Source organism: Ochrobactrum quorumnocens (assembly GCF_002278035.1).
Classification (GTDB): Bacteria; Pseudomonadota; Alphaproteobacteria; order Rhizobiales; family Rhizobiaceae; genus Brucella; species Brucella quorumnocens.
The window spans coordinates 2,437,286-2,452,662 of the sequence record NZ_CP022604.1 but is presented as its reverse complement, the minus strand read 5'-3'; the positions used below and the strand labels follow the sequence as shown (position 1 = coordinate 2,452,662).

Genomic DNA, 15,377 nt, shown 5'->3' with positions numbered 1-15,377 from the left:
CAATTTGAAAGGGGCTGTACTTTGTACCCCATTGATTGGCCGCAAGAAGCGCTGGCTCATCTCTGGTTCTGATATTTGATTGCATGCATCAATAAGTTAGCAACAACAGGGAGACTTGCCCCATGGGAATTTTCGATTTCGTGAAGTCGGTTGGAACCAAGCTTGGTTTCGGTGAAAATGAGCCCAAAGCCGATGATCTCAAGAAGGAACTCGACTCGCATAATCTCGGCACCGATGGCGTGCAGGTGAGCGTGCAGGGCGACAAGGCCGTCCTGACCGGCAATGTGAAGGATCAGTCGGCTTTTGAAAAAGCTATTATCGCAGTCGGCAATTCGCTGGGTGTTTCCAAAGTGGAAGCCTCGGAACTAAAAGTGGAAGGCGCTGGAACAACCGGTGCCGAGCCAGTCTTCTATACGGTGAAGAAGGGCGACAATCTCTGGAAAATCGCTGAAGCCCAGTATGGCAAAGGCAAGGGCGCAAAGAATGACATTATCTTTGAAGCCAACAAGCCAATGCTAACCCATCCGGACAAAATCTATCCGGGTCAGGTACTGCGTATTCCACCGCTTGCTTGATTAAGAACGCATCCCGGTAAGCCGAAAGCAGGCTTCCGAAACCGATAGGGGCGTCGAAGATTTCGGCGCCCTTATTTTTTTTGCTCTCATTAGTAAGCAGCTTTCAGGGGTGAGCGGATTACGGGATATAAATCTCGGCTTTCATGAATGTGACGGCTTTACCGGTGAGCAAGACACGGCCGCCTTTCAGCTCACATCCCAAATGTCCGCCACGGGCTGAAGCCTGATAAGCGGACATTTTGTTTTTCCCGATCTTTTGAGCCCAATAGGGAACAAGCGTCGCATGGATAGATCCTGTAACCGGGTCTTCCGGGATACCCGATCCCGCCGCAAAATAACGCGAAACAAAGTCGTGCGACGAACCTCGCGCGGTGATCACCAGGCCGACTGATCCAAGTTTTTCAATCTGGATATGATCGGGAACGAAAGCCCTGACCGCAGCCTCATCCTCAAGCTGCACATAGATATTTTCGAAGTTCCTGAAGAACGTGGCTCCGCTCTCATTCTCAAACAGAGGCGCTATGAACGCGGGCAGTTCGGCAAGCCGGTCCGGAGCAATGGACGGGACATCAAGCACATAATCGTCGCCCGCGCGCGAAACACTGATCTTGCCTATGCGGGTGTGAAAATGCAGTTCACCATCAATCTTGTGGTGCCAAGCCAGAACATGCGCCGTTGCTAAAGTCGCATGGCCGCAGAAATCGACCTCAAGTGTCGGCGTAAACCATCTGAGCTTCCAGCCATCCTCTGCAGGGCATGCAAAAGCAGTTTCCGCCAGATTATTTTCCGCAGCGATTGCCTGCATGGTCGCATCGCTCAGCCAGTCTTTCAGGATCAGAACTGCCGCAGGATTTCCGGCAAAGACGCGGTTGGTGAACGCATCCACCTGATACATTTCCAGCACTTGCGGCATTCAGGGTCCTTGAAATCTAAATCTTACGCAGCGCCACTTCTTCGATCAGATGGTCGCTGCCTTTGCGTAGAATGAGATCGGCGCGCGGACGCGTGGGCAGAATGTTTTCAAGCAGGTTTCTCATATTGATGTTGTTCCATAGGCCTTCGCCGATGGAGCGTGCCGCATCTTCCGAAAGTTGCGAATAGCGATGGAAGAAGGACTGCGGATTGACGAAGGCCGTCTCACGCAGACGCATGAAGCGATCAATATACCATTTGTGGATCAGCTCTGGCTCCGCATCGATATAGATCGAGAAATCGAAGAAATCGGAGACGAAAGGCACCATCTTGCCGTCTTCTGGCAGATCACGCACCTGCAGCACATTGATGCCTTCGAAAATCAGGATGTCGGGCTTGTCGACAAGCTGATATTCGCCCGGAAGCACATCATAGCTCAAATGCGAATAAAGTGGCGCCTGCACCTGGCTCATACCTGCCTTGATCGCCGACAAAAAGCGCAAGACTGCACCCACGTCATAGCTTTCAGGAAAGCCCTTGCGCTCCATCATATTCTCGGAGCGCAGAACCGCATTGGGGTAGAGGAAACCGTCCGTCGTCACCAGATCAACCTTCGGACTTGAAGGCCAGCGTGCCAAGAGCTCTTTCAGAATACGGGCAGTCGTGGATTTCCCCACAGCCACAGAGCCTGCAATGCCGATGATGAAGGGTGTCTTGAAGCTCTCCTCCATATTGAGGAACTGCTGGCGCTGGCGGAACAAAAGCTGGCTGGCTTCCACATGTGCATAGAGCAGGCGGGACAGCGACAGATAAATGCGCCGCACTTCGTCAAGATCAATCGGATCGCCCAGCGAGCGCAGCCGCTTCACTTCTTCATAGGTGAGGGTGAGGGGGGTATCAGCACGAAAGCCCGCCCATTCCTCTGCCGAAAAGAAACGGTACGGCGAATAGCGTGACGGCGTCAGCTGGTCCACTTTTTCCCACATATTGTCGCTGCTCTCCCTCAACGCCAATTCACGTATATCCTGTTTAATATGCATTCAGAGCATTTCCATTTTAATGCAGAGAAAATGCTCTGATCACTTATTCTCACGCATGTCTTTATCCAAAAAACCGGTTCCGACTTTTTGCAGACATGCTTTACACCTTCGGACGACCGGCCTTTTCCTCAAGGCCTGTCTGTGCCGTACGGCGTTGCAACTCTTGAAGAACCTCATCAAGCGGCACGTCAGCAATCTTGAGAACCACCAGCAGATGATAAAGAAGATCAGCGCTTTCGGTGACCACTTCCGAGCGGTCGCCATTAACCGCTGCAATGACCGTTTCTACGGCTTCTTCACCGAGCTTTTTTGCCGCCCGCGTTTGTCCCTTGGCAACAAGACTTGCAGTATAGGACGATCCATCCGTCGAACTCGCACGTTCCGCAACGATGCGCTCAAGATCGGAAAGTGTGAACTCAGTCATCGGATTTCCTTAAATCTTGTTTTCAACGGACCGGGTCAAGCCGCATCGGAATGCCAGCTTCGGCCATATAGCGCTTGGCTTCGCCAATCGTATAGGTGCCAAAGTGGAAGATCGACGCTGCGAGAACTGCCGTTGCATGACCATCACGGATGCCTGCAACCATGTGATCGAGATTGCCAACGCCGCCCGATGCGATCACCGGAACGCGCACACTGTCGGCAACAGCACGGGTTAAAGCCACGTCGTAGCCAGCCTTGGTGCCATCACGATCCATCGAAGTCAGCAGGATTTCACCAGCGCCAAGGCCCACGACTTTCTGCGCGAATTCCACTGCATCAATGCCGGTTGTCTGGCGACCGCCATGGGTAAAGATTTCCCAGCGGTCGCTTTCGCCTTCCCCTGAAACCTTCTTCGCGTCAATCGCAACAACGATGCACTGATTGCCAAACTTGTCGGCGGCTTCCGCAACAAATTCCGGGTTCTTCACTGCAGCCGTGTTGATCGAAACCTTATCGGCACCGGCAAGCAACAGCTTGCGAATGTCAGCGACCTGACGCACGCCACCGCCAACGGTGAGCGGCATGAAGCACTGTTCCGCTGTACGGGCAATGACGTCAAAAATTGTCTCGCGATTGTCCGAAGACGCCGTGATGTCGAGGAAGCATAATTCGTCTGCGCCTGCCGCATCATAGGCACGCGCTGCTTCAACCGGATCACCGGCATCGATCAGATCGACAAAGTTAACGCCCTTAACAACGCGGCCGTCTTTAACGTCCAAACAAGGAATTACGCGTGCTTTCAAGGTCATGCGGGAGTCCTCAGGAGAGCCAGTGCTTCGGCCGGATCGATACGACCATCATAAAGTGCACGACCGGAAATCGCACCTTCGAGCTTACGCGCGTCAAGAGCGGCGAGGCGCTTGATGTCATCCATGGAGGCAAGTCCGCCCGATGCGATCACCGGAATGGAAACGCTATCCGCGAGGCTGAGGGTCGAATCCCAGTTGATGCCAGCCAGAACGCCGTCGCGGTCGATATCGGTATAGATGATGGCTGCAACGCCCGCGCCTTCAAACTTTTTAGCGAGTTCGACCACGCCAAGCTCAGACGCTTCGGCCCAGCCTTCAACAGCGACATAGCCGCCCTTAGCATCGATGCCGACAGCAACCTGTCCCGGAAATTCCTTGCAAGCTTCGATCACCAGCGCCGGATCACGCACGGCAACAGTACCGAGGATCACGCGGCGCAGACCCTTGGAAAGCCAGCTTTCAATATGGGCGAGCGTGCGAATACCGCCGCCGAGCTGGACCGGATTCTTTGTGGCTTTGAGAATGGCTTCAACAGCCTTGCCGTTGACGCTTTCGCCAACAAAAGCACCGTTGAGATCGACCACATGCAGCCATTCAAAGCCCTGATCCTCAAAAGCTTTGGCCTGTGCTGCGGGGTCTTCATTGTAAACGGTCGCCTGATCCATGTCGCCAAGCTTCAGGCGCACGCATTGACCGTCTTTCAAATCGATGGCGGGAAAAAGGATCATGTCTTCAAGGCTTCCATTTCAGGAAATTGGCAATGAGCGAAAGGCCAAGCAGCTGGCTCTTTTCAGGATGGAACTGCGTGCCGATCATGTTGTCGCGACCGACGGTTGCCGTGACATCGCCACCGTAATCGGTGACGGCCAGCACTTCGGCTTTGTTCTTGGCGTCGAACATATAGGAATGCACGAAATAGGCATGCAAGCCGTTCTCGCCGGTCTCGATACCGGCAAAGACCGGGTGTGAATGTTTCACGTGAATCCTGTTCCAGCCGATCTGCGGAATCTTGAGCGATGGGTCAGACGGAACCATTTCGCGCACGTCACCCTCAATCCAGCCAAGCCCCTCAGTCACTTGCTTTTCAAGCCCGCGCTCGGACATCAACTGCATGCCCACGCAGATGCCGAGGAATGGATGCGCCTTTTTGAGAACCACATCTTCCAGCGCCTCCACCATGCCGGGAACAGCATGAAGGCCGCGGCGGCAATCGGCATAGGCACCGACGCCCGGAAGCACGATACGATCAGCTGTTGCCACCCGATCAGCATCAGCGGTCAGTTCGATTTCAGCATTCACACCGCTCTCATGGGCGGCACGCTCAAAGGCCTTGGTGGCCGAGCGAAGATTGCCGGAACCATAGTCGATAATTGCAACACGCATTTTCAGTTTTCTCCGCGATGACCGACAAATCCGATCGTCGAGCCAAAAGAGGAATAAGTGGGACGAGGGGCCTGCCCGGCCCATTCGGGTGCAGGCGCTTCCGCAGGGGCTGTTGCAGGCTGGATAGCTTTTTCGATGCCATAGAAGTAGCGAATTTCCGCTTCTTCCAGGTCAGCCGCGTCGATGACGGCTTTCTCGATAAAACCCTGACGCTTAAGCTTTGCGATCTTCCAGTTGACGCCTTCCAGCGCCACAAACAGCGAAAACAACAAAGTGATCAGGGGAACCGCATTGGAGATGCCGAGCATGGAGCCAGCAAATCCAAGCAGGATCGTCACACCGAGAGCGGCAATGGCTTCAAACCAGAGCCGCTGCAACAAAAGCCACAGAACCGGCAGGACAAGTGCCAAGGTGTAGAATCCGTCACGCACGAAAACCGCTTTTTCGGAACGTTGAGATCCGGCTGGTTCAAGAACGACGAATTGCGCCATGACACGTCCTTTCGGGAAAGACTTATCCCTTCAGCGACCCCTTGGTCGAGGGAATTGCATCCTTCTGGCGCGGGTCGGTTTCGAGCGCTGTGCGCAGAACCCGGGCCACGGCCTTGAAGATTGATTCTGCAATATGGTGATTGTTGGCACCATAGTGATTGTTGATATGCAGCGTAATGCCTGCATTCATCGCAAAAGCCTGGAAGAACTCGCGCACCAGCTCAGTATCGAAGGTGCCGATCTTGGCCGTCGTGAAATTCACGTTCCAGACCAGAAAGGCACGGCCCGAAACATCGACCGCCGCACCCGTCAGCGTGTCGTCCATGGCGAGATCCATCGACGCATAACGCACGATACCGCGACGCTCACCAAGCGCTTTCGCCACAGCCTGACCCAGCGCAATGCCGGTATCTTCCACCGTATGGTGATCATCGATATGCAGATCGCCCTTGGCCATCACGCGCATGTCGATGAGCGAATGTCGGGAAAGCTGCTCCAGCATATGATCGAAGAAGCCGACACCTGTTGTAATGTCGAACTTGCCGTTGCCATCCAGATCGACAGAAACGGCGATGCTCGTTTCTTTCGTTGAACGTTCGATACTTGCTTTGCGGGCGCTTTCAGCCGTCATAGCATTTCCTCTGTTGAAATCTTTTCGCGTTCTAGAACAGCTGGCCGCTTTTGCCAATGCTTTTAGCGCATGCACCAATATTCTGACTTTTCTCAATGCGCATTTGATCCAAAAACCGCTTCACGCTTTTTAGAATGCGCTTTTTCCTCACGCGCATTTAATCCAAAAACCGATTCCCACTTTTTTGAATGCGCGTGAACCCATTTGCATTTTGCCAGACGCTTCTTAAATATTCACAACGAAACCCGATTCAGTTAGCTCTTGAGCCGACGAACCGAGGCTTCCCCCATATCGGGGCCCATATCAGGGGCTTATGCGTTTGCCAGATGGAAACGTACAGGTCGCCAAAGGAGTGATCCATGATCGAACACAATCCCACGACAATTTACGGCACGACCATTGTCACCGTTCGCAAGGGCGGCAAGGTTGTTATTGCTGGTGACGGGCAGGTCTCGCTCGGCAACACCGTAATGAAGGGCAATGCGCGCAAAGTGCGCCGCATCGGCAAAGGCAACGTCATTGCCGGCTTCGCCGGTGCCACAGCTGATGCCTTCACACTGCTTGAGCGTCTTGAAGCCAAGCTCGAACAATATCCTGACCAGCTGATGCGCGCCTCTGTCGAGCTCGCCAAGGACTGGCGCACCGACCGTTATTTACGCCGCCTCGAAGCGATGATGCTGGTTGCTGACAGCAAGGTTACGCTGGCGCTGACCGGGACAGGCGACGTGCTTGAACCAGAACATGGCGTCATGGCCATCGGCTCGGGCGGTAATTACGCACTGGCCGCAGCGCGTGCACTGATCGACACAGACAAGGATGCCGAGGAAATCGCCCGCAAGGCGATGGAGATTGCAGCCGATATCTGCATCTATACCAATCATAGCATTCTTGTTGAAAGCCTCGACGCCGAATGAGCTCAATAGCGCAAGCCTCAACTTCTAAAACACAACGTTGGGGCTTAGGTGCTCTGATCGTCCTTGCCATTCTCGCGATACAGGCCTCCTGGCTTTATCTCGATGGACGGATACCCATGTGCGAATGCGGCATCATAAAATTATGGTCCGGTTCGCTGATGTCTGAGAACTCGCAGCATATAGCCGACTGGTATACGCTCTCGCACATCATTCACGGTTTTCTGTTCTATTGGCTTCTGAGCGTCATCGCACCCAAAGCCCCGCTTGGCTTGAGGCTTGCCATGGCAGTCGGCGTTGAAGCCGTCTGGGAACTGGTCGAAAACTCGAATTTCATTATCGAGCGCTATCGCGCCAATACGTCCTCGGTGGACTATTTCGGCGATAGCATTGTGAATTCGGTTTCCGATACCATCGCTGCCCTGATCGGCTTTTTGCTTGCTGCAAAGCTGCCAACAAAAATCACCGTCGCTTTAGCGCTGTTCTTCGAAGTTCTTGCGCTGATTATCATCCGCGACAACCTTACGCTCAACGTGATCATGCTGCTGCATCCGTTCGAGTTCATCAAGCAGTGGCAAACCGGGTTATAATCATGAGTAATTTTTCTCCCCGTGAAATCGTCTCCGAGCTTGACCGCTTCATCATCGGCCAGAACGACGCCAAGCGCGCCGTGGCTATTGCACTTCGCAATCGCTGGCGCCGCCAGCAGCTGGAAGGCCAGATGCGCGAAGAGGTCATGCCAAAGAACATCCTGATGATCGGACCGACTGGCGTTGGTAAGACGGAAATCTCCCGTCGTCTGGCCAAGCTTGCCGGTGCCCCTTTCATCAAGGTTGAAGCCACCAAGTTCACCGAGGTCGGCTATGTCGGTCGCGATGTCGAACAGATCATCCGTGATCTGGTGGAAGCTGCGATTGGCCTCGTGCGTGAAAAGAAGCGCGAGGAAGTGAAGGCCAAGGCGCATATCAATGCCGAAGAGCGTGTGCTCGACGGTCTTGTCGGCAAAACGGCCAGCCCCGCCACGCGTGACAGCTTCCGCAAGAAACTGCGTGAAGGCGAGCTGGACGACAAGGAAATCGAGATCGAAGTTGCCGATACGGGTGCTGGTCAGAATTTCGAAATCCCAGGTATGCCGGGCGCCAATATTGGCATGATCAATATCGGCGATATTTTCGGCAAGGCCATGGGCGGACGCACCAAGACGCGCAAGACCACGGTCAAGGAATCCTATGCAATCCTGATCAACGACGAATCCGACAAGCTGCTCGATCAGGATCAGCTTATTCAGGAAGCCCTGCGTTCGACCGAAAATGACGGTATCGTTTTCCTCGACGAAATCGACAAAATCGCTTCGCGCGAAGGCGGAATGGGGGCAGGTGTATCACGCGAAGGCGTGCAACGCGATCTGCTGCCGCTCGTTGAAGGTACGACCGTTGCAACAAAATATGGTCCGGTGAAAACCGATCATATCCTGTTTATTGCATCGGGCGCTTTCCACGTTTCCAAGCCTTCAGACCTTCTGCCGGAACTTCAGGGTCGTTTGCCGATCCGTGTGGAATTGAACGCTCTGACGCGTGAAGATTTCCGCCGAATTCTCACCGAAACCGAAGTCAGCCTGATCAAGCAATATATTGCCCTGATGGCGACGGAAGAAGTGAAGCTTGATATTACCGATGACGCGATTGACGCTTTGGCCGATATTGCCGTCGATCTGAATTCGACGGTCGAGAATATCGGTGCACGTCGCTTGCAGACGGTGATGGAACGGGTCCTGGACGACATTTCCTATAATGCACCCGATAAATCCGGCTCTGCTTTCAAGGTGGATGGCGATTATGTCCGCAAAACCGTTGGCGATCTTGCCAAGAATACGGACCTGTCGCGTTTCATTCTCTAAAAGCAGAAAGTGACCAGAAAGCCACGCTCGGGTCCCATAATCCTGAAACACAAAAATCCCCTCGACTTCATCGAGGGGGTTTTTTATTTTGCGCCAACTTTTACATGCTACTGCATAGTTTGAACTGATAGAGCGACCTTTGTGCGCCCACTGGGGCGCACGGCGCTCTATTAACCATATTGGGGCCGTTACCGCGCAATGACCAGCCGATTGAACCGTATTGCAGGCATCTGCCTTGCTATCGCTTTCTCCTGCCAGAGCGCCTTCGCAGCTGTTAGCGTGCCGCCGGGAAACCGCAATGACGATCAGCCGCCCATTCCCGGCGCTTCGGCCAAGCGCACCAAGGAACTGAGCACGACCTATGAAGCCAAGTATCGCAAGATTTATAATCTTCTGAAAAAAGATGCTTCGCTGCGCTCGAAAATCAAATCGACCGCTTCGGCTTACGGCATTGATCCGATCCATATCGTCGGCGCCATCGTTGGCGAACACACCTATAATGTCGACGTTTATGACAGGCTACAGACCTATTACGTCAAGGCTATGTCCTATGTGAACCAGGGCGTGAGTTTTGGCTATGATGGCGAAAGCATCGGCCAGTTCGTGAAGCGCCCGGAGTTTTCGGAGTGCCTCAAGTTCAAAGACAGCTATTCGCTGTGGGGTTGCCGTGAGACGGTCTGGAACAAGCAGTTTCGTGGAAAGTCCCTGGGTGGCAAAGCCTATCCGAACAACCGTTTCAGTGCGGTCTTCTTCCAGCCTTTCTATGCAGGTCAGACATTCGGCCTTGGCCAGATCAATCCGCTGACTGCACTGCAGATGTCGGACATGGTCAATCGTGTATCCGGCCTGCCGAAGCTGAACGCCGAGAACGGAAATGTGGTCTACAAAACCATCATGGACCCCGATCTCACGCTGCCATACATCGCGGCAACGCTTAAGCAATCGATCACTGCCTATCGCCAGATTGCCGATTTCGACATTTCTAAGAATCCCGGCCTGACCGCAACCCTTTATAATACCGGCGGTGCAGAAGTCCGCGCCCGTGCGCTTGCCAATGAAAATGCTCAGCGCAAAGCGTCCGGTCAGGCACCATTGATGCCGCAGGAAAACTATTATGGCTGGCTGGTCAACACCAAGCTCGACGAGCTGAAAGCGCTATTTTAGAGCCGATGGGGCTAATGGCTTAAAGCCGCGGCGGCGTTTGCGCGCGGCTTCTATTTCTTCGCTTAAATGTTTGATCGTCTCGCGATCAATGATGCGAATGTTGCGGGCGAGGAGATTGGCAAGCTCGGTCGCCTGTGGCGATAGTCCTGAGGTGTCGATCACCACGCGGGGATGCGAAACCGCCGCCAGATTTTGCAGCTCTTCGGCCTCGTCCCAGATAATATTGAAATAGGTGATGATGCGTTGCAGCAGATCCCAGGTCGGCTGTCCACGCCGTCCATGTTCAAGCGCTGAAAGGTAGGCAGGCGAAACGCGTAAGGCTGCCGCCATTTCCTTTTGCGTCACATTGCGCTCGTCACGCAATTCGCGCAGACGTTTGCCAAAAGGGGTCATCGGATCAGACTCCCGTTCTGCGTCTGCTTGCGCAGACGCACATAAAGCGCGCCGTGACCGCCATGATGATGGGCTGCATCTTCATAGGCGCTCACCAGAAGCCGGAACAACGGCGTCGAGAACCAGTGCGGCACGGCCTGTTTCAGCACGCCTTCGCTGCCAAATGAGCGGCCTTTTCCGGTAATGACCATCACGTGCTTGAGCCCGCGGGCATGTGCGCTCAGCAAAAATCCGTAAAGCAGCTCATAGGCATCGTTCTGCGTGAGCCCATGCAGATCGATACGCGCTTCGATATCCACACGTCCCTTGGAAATCTTGCGGTGCGTCGGCCGATCAAAGCTATGGATCGGCATTTCCTTGAGAGAGGTAAGCTTCTTTTTCGGCGTCGCTGGCTCGCTCGAAGGCGAGGGTGTTTTTTGCGAAGGCTTTTTATCAACCTCCTGCGCCATCACAGCTTTGAAATCCGGAAACTCTTCCTCTACAGCGGACTTTTTGCCCACCAGCGGTTTGGCCGTTTTAGCAACGGTTTCCCAGAGGATGCGATCTTCTGGTCTCAGACAATCTTTCGCGGGCTTTTCGGTTTTGGGCGACATCGATCAGTCCCGCCCCATAGGGCCTCGTGCCTGCTTCCCTAAAATCGTATTCGATTTTAGGGCCGATGCACTGGCGCGCGGAATAAGCGCATAAAAATCGGCCTTGTTCTTGATGCCACCGGCGATCTCGCCTGCGGCATCCCCCGATCCCGCAAAGAGATCACCACGCGCCGGACCGACAATCGCCGTGCCGGTATCCTGCGCAATCATGAGGCGCGAGAATGGGGCATTATCGAACGCTGTAACGCTTGGTGCATCGACATAAAAGGGCGTCCCGAACGTGTGCAAAAATCTATCGACCGCAATTGAACGTCCAGCGGTCAGCGGGACTTTGGCCGCAGCGATTTGCCCCACATTCAGATCATCAACAGGTGCTTCGCGGAAGAAAATATAGGAGCGGTTCTGCCAGATGAGATCGTCGGCCCGATCCGGGTACTCTCTCAACCATTGGCGGATCGTTTGCATGGAGATTTCATCTGCAGAAATCTCGCCTTCCGCCACCAGAATACGTCCGATTCCTGTAAAAGGATGGCCGGTTTTGGCCGCATAGGTGATACGCATAAAACTGCCATCGGTGAGTTTTAACCGCGCAGCCCCCTGCACATGGGCGAAGAAGGCATCAACACGGTCAGCCACGTAGGCAAGTTCAAGCCCATGTTCTTTAAGACTGCCCTGTTCGATTGCCCGGCGATCATCGTATTCCTCAATGCCTTGTAGCGTTTTGCGCGCGAAAGCGAAGGAGGCATCAAGCCCGGCAGGGCGGTTCTCATCCGTAACTTTCACCAGATCGTCGGGTTTTTTGAGAAACGGCACTATGAAATGCGCATCTGGCTTACGCGAAGCTTCAATTTCCGGTTCATAGAAGGCCGTCACAAAACCTTCGGCATCAATACGGCACGGGACGAAATGCTCTTCAAAGAAAGCCCGCGCCTGCGCAGTATCGGGTTTATCAAGGGAACGGGCAGCAGCAAAAGCCGGTGCAAGCGCCTCGAAACTGATACCGAGGCTGCCGCTGTTATAGCGATTATGTTCCGCATAATCGGCTGAACGGCGAAAAGCCGAAAAGGCGAGTGCCTGATCGTCGTGATCCCAGCCCGGGCAATCTGAAAAACTGACCGGTCGTATGATGTTCGCCAGATTATGCACAAGCCGCATCCGTCACTAATTAAAAGGGCCGCTAACTCAGCATTTCCAGCAAAAGTGCGGAGCGGTTTTGCGTCGGATAATGCGCAAGGTAAAAAAGTGCGGCCCTGAATCGTCAACTCTCTTTAGTCTTCGGCTTCGGTCGCGACAAGCTTCCAGTTTGGATCGCGCGAACGTGTATCGCGGGCAAAGGTCCAGAGGTCGCGGATCTCGACGACGTTTTCCTGATCGCCTTCGACGAGATTACCGTCCTTGTCGAGTGTGGAAGAAATCATCTGGCTCACGATATTGAGCGTGACGTGCGCCTCCGAGCCCTTCATTTCGGCATTGGCGATTTCTGCCTTATCAATGCCTACAAAGGTTGAGCGTGTGCTTTCACCGCGTGCTTCGCGCTCATCGATTGCCGAGACAAAGCCCTCATAGACGTCCTTAGACAAAAGGTTTTTCAAAACCTTACGGTCGCCGTCGGCAAAAGACATCACGATCATTTCATAAGCGATCTTCACGCCATCAACGAAACTTGCGGGGTCGAAAGTTGGATCGGCTGCCTGAATGGCACGGAGCCCATCATTAATAGGCGTACCAGCAGGCGCGACCTTGTCGATTGCGGTAAAATCCTTTTCACCGGGACGCTGCGGCAGGGAAACGACATTGTCGGTTTCGCCACTTGCAGTCTGGGCATCGGTATTACGTGCGGAAGTATATGGATCTATTGGCGGTTTTTCATTTCCCGTACGGCGGCCAAGAACATTCCTCAACTGAAGAAAGATTACCACCGCCGCAATGAAGAAGAATATCGTGCCAAAATCAAAAAATTCCATACCGCCTGCCACCAATGGACGTTTCAGGATTACGAATCCGTCTCACGTCGTCAATTTCGTTACATATACATATAGATCGGCTTCACTGATCATTCAAATCCCGATCACGCATACCTATCTGATATTGTATGATAGAGAGTTTCAATTTCGTAAGAATGCGAAGCATTTTTGCATGTATGTCATGAATAGAACAAGCGAATGAAGTTTGCTTCATTACAAACGCAAATCAACATAAGGTCATAATCGACGTGTCCTCTTCCCTTGCACCCCTTGCCATACTGGCAATGCCATTCATCGAGATTGCAGGTTTTGTGATCGTCGGCAGCGAAATCGGTGTGTTTGCTACGCTTGGTCTCATTATCCTTAGCGCCATGCTCGGCTTTTTCCTGCTGCGTGTACAGGGCTTCGGGCTGCTGCAGCGCATCCGCGCCGAAAGTGCTGCAGGACGCGTGCCGGACCGCGAAATGATGCATGGAGCGATGATCGTTGTCGCCGCTATCATGCTGATCGTGCCCGGCTTTGTCACAAGCGCCATCGGACTTCTGCTTTTCGTTCCGTTTATTCGCAATCTTGTCTGGAACCGGTTTGTGCGCAATCGGCTGGTCGTCGCGACCGCCTCGACACGCTATTCCGAAGCCTATCGTCCGTATGAACCCAGAGAAAACTCATATGAGCCTAAAGAAAACAACGTGATCGATCTGGACCCGGAAGATTATACCGCAAAGCCGGATGAAAACTCACCATGGAATCCCGATCGCAAGGATCGCTAATCGCGCAAATACTAACTTAAAAACGGTTTCTTGCCTCATCTACGCACACATGCTAGCCAAGCATCACTGCTTTTTGGGCAACAAGATAAATTATTAAAGAGAAGGCATACCGATAATGAGCGATAAGGCCGCTGCGGGCGAAGTAAAGAACGGCAATGGCGCAACCGCCCAGCCGTCCCTCAACATTCTGGCCCAGTACATCAAGGATCTTTCCTTTGAAAGCCCAGGCGCGCCTCTGTCGCTGCGCCCACGCGAAAAGGCTCCTTCGATCAACATCAATGTGAACGTAAACGCCAATCCGCTGTCCGAAACAGATTTCGACGTTGTTCTCACGCTCGAAGCCAAAGCTGTTGACGGCAAGGACGTTCTGTTCAACACCGAGCTGGTTTATGGCGGCGTTTTCCGCATTCAGGGCATCGCACAGGAGCACATGCTTCCGCTGCTGTTCATCGAATGCCCACGTCTGCTGTTCCCGTTTGCTCGTCAGATCATCGCTGATGCGACGCGCAATGGTGGCTACCCACCACTGATGATCGATCCGATCGATTTTGCTCAGATGTTCCAGAGCCGTATGGCCGAAGAAGAAGCCAAGAACGCTGTAAAGAGCTAATCTCTACACGCATCAAAAAAACCCCGCTCTTGCGGGGTTTTTATTTAGACGTCAGCTTACGTATTTTTTCCAGATTGCCTTGTCGCCCATTTTCGCAACAAGAGCATCATGCGCAGCGCGTTCCTTTTCACTGATACGTGGCGCCAATGGTTTCGGACGCTGGCGCAAGACAATATTGCCGCCATTCTCAGAGCGGTCATCACTACCGGAACCACCGGAAGAACTGAGTCCAAGAGCGGTTTGTTTACCGCCAATCAGCTCGATATAGACTTCGGCGAGAATTTCAGAATCGAGCAATGCGCCGTGCAATGTGCGGTGCGAATTATCGATGCCATAACGCTTGCAAAGCGCATCAAGCGAATTGGGGCCCATCGGATTTCGACGGCGCGCAAGCGCAAGCGTATCGACGATGCGATCAACGGCTATTTCCGGCTTTCCCAAGCGGCCCAATTCCGCATTGATGAAACCAAGATCGAACATCGCATTATGCGCGACAAGTTTTGCACCATCGAAAAATTCCATGAATTCATCGAGAATGTCGGCAAAGCTTGGCTCGGTGAGCAATTGCTCGTCCGTAATACCATGGACCGCGAGTGCATCGGGATGAACCTTGCGCCCCTGTGGATTGATGAATTTGTGGAACGTGCGACCCGTGGGAAAGCGGTTGATCATTTCCACACCACCGATTTCGATCACGCGGTCCTCAAGCCGTTCAAGGCCAGTGGTTTCCGTATCGAAAACGATCTCACGCATGGAAAAACCTCTTAGAGAGCATCCCGAAAAGTGCGAAGCGGTTTTCGGATAAGATGCG

The 15,377-nt window shown here is 53.4% G+C and carries 20 protein-coding genes; 7 read left to right on the top strand and 13 right to left on the bottom strand.

Translation table 11 applies throughout. From position 1 onward, the window contains the following. The first annotated feature begins 122 nt into the window (after positions 1-122). The gene (gene lysM, locus CES85_RS21460; protein ID WP_095447710.1) at positions 123-575 is read left to right on the top strand and encodes a peptidoglycan-binding protein LysM; all 453 of its coding nucleotides are present in this window, start codon (positions 123-125) and stop codon (positions 573-575) included. Positions 576-693: 118 nt separating this feature from the next. Here the strand turns inward: lysM and CES85_RS21455 are convergent, their stop codons facing one another. From CES85_RS21455 to hisB, 8 genes are all read right to left on the bottom strand, one after another. Then, entirely contained in the window at positions 694-1,488 is a 795-nt protein-coding gene (locus CES85_RS21455; RefSeq protein ID WP_095447709.1) for a PhzF family phenazine biosynthesis protein, read from the bottom strand. A gap of 16 nt (positions 1,489-1,504) precedes the next feature. Further along, positions 1,505-2,473, bottom strand: a complete 969-nt coding sequence (gene coaA / locus CES85_RS21450; protein ID WP_095447708.1) for a type I pantothenate kinase — start codon at positions 2,471-2,473, stop codon at positions 1,505-1,507. Between the two features lie 154 nt (positions 2,474-2,627). Then, entirely contained in the window at positions 2,628-2,951 is a 324-nt protein-coding gene (locus tag CES85_RS21445) for a phosphoribosyl-ATP diphosphatase (protein ID WP_095447707.1), read from the bottom strand. Between the two features lie 22 nt (positions 2,952-2,973). Beyond that, positions 2,974-3,759 (bottom strand): imidazole glycerol phosphate synthase subunit HisF, encoded by a 786-nt coding sequence (gene hisF, locus CES85_RS21440; protein WP_095447706.1) that lies wholly within the window; start codon positions 3,757-3,759, stop codon positions 2,974-2,976. Then, positions 3,756-4,487: a 1-(5-phosphoribosyl)-5-[(5-phosphoribosylamino)methylideneamino]imidazole-4-carboxamide isomerase gene (hisA, locus tag CES85_RS21435; protein WP_095447705.1), complete on the bottom strand. Its 732-nt coding sequence runs from the start codon at positions 4,485-4,487 to the stop codon at positions 3,756-3,758. The genes hisF and hisA overlap by 4 nt, the downstream gene beginning before the upstream one ends. A gap of 4 nt (positions 4,488-4,491) precedes the next feature. Beyond that, positions 4,492-5,142, bottom strand: coding sequence for an imidazole glycerol phosphate synthase subunit HisH (gene hisH, locus CES85_RS21430; RefSeq protein ID WP_095447704.1), 651 nt, complete (start codon positions 5,140-5,142; stop codon positions 4,492-4,494). Positions 5,143-5,144: 2 nt separating this feature from the next. After that, complete coding sequence (locus CES85_RS21425) at positions 5,145-5,633, bottom strand: DUF2628 domain-containing protein (RefSeq protein WP_095447703.1); 489 nt, start codon at positions 5,631-5,633, stop codon at positions 5,145-5,147. Positions 5,634-5,655: 22 nt separating this feature from the next. After that, positions 5,656-6,264, bottom strand: a complete 609-nt coding sequence (gene hisB, locus CES85_RS21420) for an imidazoleglycerol-phosphate dehydratase HisB (RefSeq protein ID WP_007872453.1) — start codon at positions 6,262-6,264, stop codon at positions 5,656-5,658. Positions 6,265-6,623: 359 nt separating this feature from the next. On the opposite strand from hisB, the gene hslV reads away from it, so the two are divergent. From hslV to CES85_RS21400, 4 genes are all read left to right on the top strand, one after another. Then, the gene (gene hslV, locus CES85_RS21415; RefSeq protein WP_095447702.1) at positions 6,624-7,178 is read left to right on the top strand and encodes an ATP-dependent protease subunit HslV; all 555 of its coding nucleotides are present in this window, start codon (positions 6,624-6,626) and stop codon (positions 7,176-7,178) included. Beyond that, on the top strand, positions 7,175-7,765 hold the full coding sequence (locus tag CES85_RS21410; RefSeq protein WP_095447701.1) for a DUF2585 domain-containing protein: 591 nt from the start codon (positions 7,175-7,177) through the stop codon (positions 7,763-7,765). Before hslV ends, CES85_RS21410 begins: the two co-directional genes overlap by 4 nt. A gap of 2 nt (positions 7,766-7,767) precedes the next feature. Then, on the top strand, positions 7,768-9,072 hold the full coding sequence (gene hslU / locus CES85_RS21405) for an ATP-dependent protease ATPase subunit HslU (protein WP_095447700.1): 1,305 nt from the start codon (positions 7,768-7,770) through the stop codon (positions 9,070-9,072). A gap of 198 nt (positions 9,073-9,270) precedes the next feature. Then, complete coding sequence (locus tag CES85_RS21400; RefSeq protein ID WP_095447699.1) at positions 9,271-10,236, top strand: DUF1402 family protein; 966 nt, start codon at positions 9,271-9,273, stop codon at positions 10,234-10,236. Here CES85_RS21400 and CES85_RS21395 read toward each other — a convergent pair. The 4 genes from CES85_RS21395 to CES85_RS21380 all read right to left on the bottom strand — a co-directional run bounded on the left by CES85_RS21395 (position 10,228) and on the right by CES85_RS21380 (position 13,186). Next, complete coding sequence (locus CES85_RS21395; RefSeq protein WP_095447698.1) at positions 10,228-10,629, bottom strand: helix-turn-helix domain-containing protein; 402 nt, start codon at positions 10,627-10,629, stop codon at positions 10,228-10,230. The genes CES85_RS21400 and CES85_RS21395 overlap by 9 nt on opposite strands. Continuing rightward, positions 10,626-11,222, bottom strand: a complete 597-nt coding sequence (locus CES85_RS21390) for a Smr/MutS family protein (protein ID WP_095447697.1) — start codon at positions 11,220-11,222, stop codon at positions 10,626-10,628. Before CES85_RS21390 ends, CES85_RS21395 begins: the two co-directional genes overlap by 4 nt. A 3-nt stretch (positions 11,223-11,225) precedes the next feature. Then, the gene (gene mltA / locus CES85_RS21385) at positions 11,226-12,377 is read right to left on the bottom strand and encodes a murein transglycosylase A (protein WP_095447696.1); all 1,152 of its coding nucleotides are present in this window, start codon (positions 12,375-12,377) and stop codon (positions 11,226-11,228) included. Positions 12,378-12,490: 113 nt separating this feature from the next. Continuing rightward, positions 12,491-13,186, bottom strand: a complete 696-nt coding sequence (locus tag CES85_RS21380; RefSeq protein WP_095447695.1) for a Tim44/TimA family putative adaptor protein — start codon at positions 13,184-13,186, stop codon at positions 12,491-12,493. A 248-nt stretch (positions 13,187-13,434) separates the two neighbouring features. Between CES85_RS21380 and CES85_RS21375 the strand changes: the two genes are divergently transcribed. Together CES85_RS21375 and secB are read left to right on the top strand one after the other, a co-directional pair. Continuing rightward, positions 13,435-13,956, top strand: coding sequence for an FxsA family protein (locus CES85_RS21375; RefSeq protein WP_095447694.1), 522 nt, complete (start codon positions 13,435-13,437; stop codon positions 13,954-13,956). Positions 13,957-14,071: 115 nt separating this feature from the next. Further along, positions 14,072-14,566, top strand: a complete 495-nt coding sequence (gene secB, locus CES85_RS21370) for a protein-export chaperone SecB (RefSeq protein ID WP_095447693.1) — start codon at positions 14,072-14,074, stop codon at positions 14,564-14,566. Between the two features lie 51 nt (positions 14,567-14,617). On the opposite strand, the gene dnaQ is transcribed toward secB, so the two are convergent. Beyond that, a complete protein-coding gene (dnaQ, locus tag CES85_RS21365; protein ID WP_095447692.1) occupies positions 14,618-15,319 on the bottom strand; it encodes a DNA polymerase III subunit epsilon in 702 nt (233 codons plus the stop codon). Between the last annotated feature and the right edge of the window lie 58 nt (positions 15,320-15,377).

Coding starts and splice junctions, on each gene's coding strand:
- lysM (WP_095447710.1), top strand. CDS start 123: ATGGGAATTTTCGATTTCGTGAAGTCGGTTGGAACCAAGCTTGGTTTC.
- CES85_RS21455 (WP_095447709.1), bottom strand. CDS start 1,488: ATGCCGCAAGTGCTGGAAATGTATCAGGTGGATGCGTTCACCAACCGC.
- coaA (WP_095447708.1), bottom strand. CDS start 2,473: ATGTGGGAAAAAGTGGACCAGCTGACGCCGTCACGCTATTCGCCGTAC.
- CES85_RS21445 (WP_095447707.1), bottom strand. CDS start 2,951: ATGACTGAGTTCACACTTTCCGATCTTGAGCGCATCGTTGCGGAACGT.
- hisF (WP_095447706.1), bottom strand. CDS start 3,759: ATGACCTTGAAAGCACGCGTAATTCCTTGTTTGGACGTTAAAGACGGC.
- hisA (WP_095447705.1), bottom strand. CDS start 4,487: ATGATCCTTTTTCCCGCCATCGATTTGAAAGACGGTCAATGCGTGCGC.
- hisH (WP_095447704.1), bottom strand. CDS start 5,142: ATGCGTGTTGCAATTATCGACTATGGTTCCGGCAATCTTCGCTCGGCC.
- CES85_RS21425 (WP_095447703.1), bottom strand. CDS start 5,633: ATGGCGCAATTCGTCGTTCTTGAACCAGCCGGATCTCAACGTTCCGAA.
- hisB (WP_007872453.1), bottom strand. CDS start 6,264: ATGACGGCTGAAAGCGCCCGCAAAGCAAGTATCGAACGTTCAACGAAA.
- hslV (WP_095447702.1), top strand. CDS start 6,624: ATGATCGAACACAATCCCACGACAATTTACGGCACGACCATTGTCACC.
- CES85_RS21410 (WP_095447701.1), top strand. CDS start 7,175: ATGAGCTCAATAGCGCAAGCCTCAACTTCTAAAACACAACGTTGGGGC.
- hslU (WP_095447700.1), top strand. CDS start 7,768: ATGAGTAATTTTTCTCCCCGTGAAATCGTCTCCGAGCTTGACCGCTTC.
- CES85_RS21400 (WP_095447699.1), top strand. CDS start 9,271: ATGACCAGCCGATTGAACCGTATTGCAGGCATCTGCCTTGCTATCGCT.
- CES85_RS21395 (WP_095447698.1), bottom strand. CDS start 10,629: ATGACCCCTTTTGGCAAACGTCTGCGCGAATTGCGTGACGAGCGCAAT.
- CES85_RS21390 (WP_095447697.1), bottom strand. CDS start 11,222: ATGTCGCCCAAAACCGAAAAGCCCGCGAAAGATTGTCTGAGACCAGAA.
- mltA (WP_095447696.1), bottom strand. CDS start 12,377: ATGCGGCTTGTGCATAATCTGGCGAACATCATACGACCGGTCAGTTTT.
- CES85_RS21380 (WP_095447695.1), bottom strand. CDS start 13,186: ATGGAATTTTTTGATTTTGGCACGATATTCTTCTTCATTGCGGCGGTG.
- secB (WP_095447693.1), top strand. CDS start 14,072: ATGAGCGATAAGGCCGCTGCGGGCGAAGTAAAGAACGGCAATGGCGCA.
- dnaQ (WP_095447692.1), bottom strand. CDS start 15,319: ATGCGTGAGATCGTTTTCGATACGGAAACCACTGGCCTTGAACGGCTT.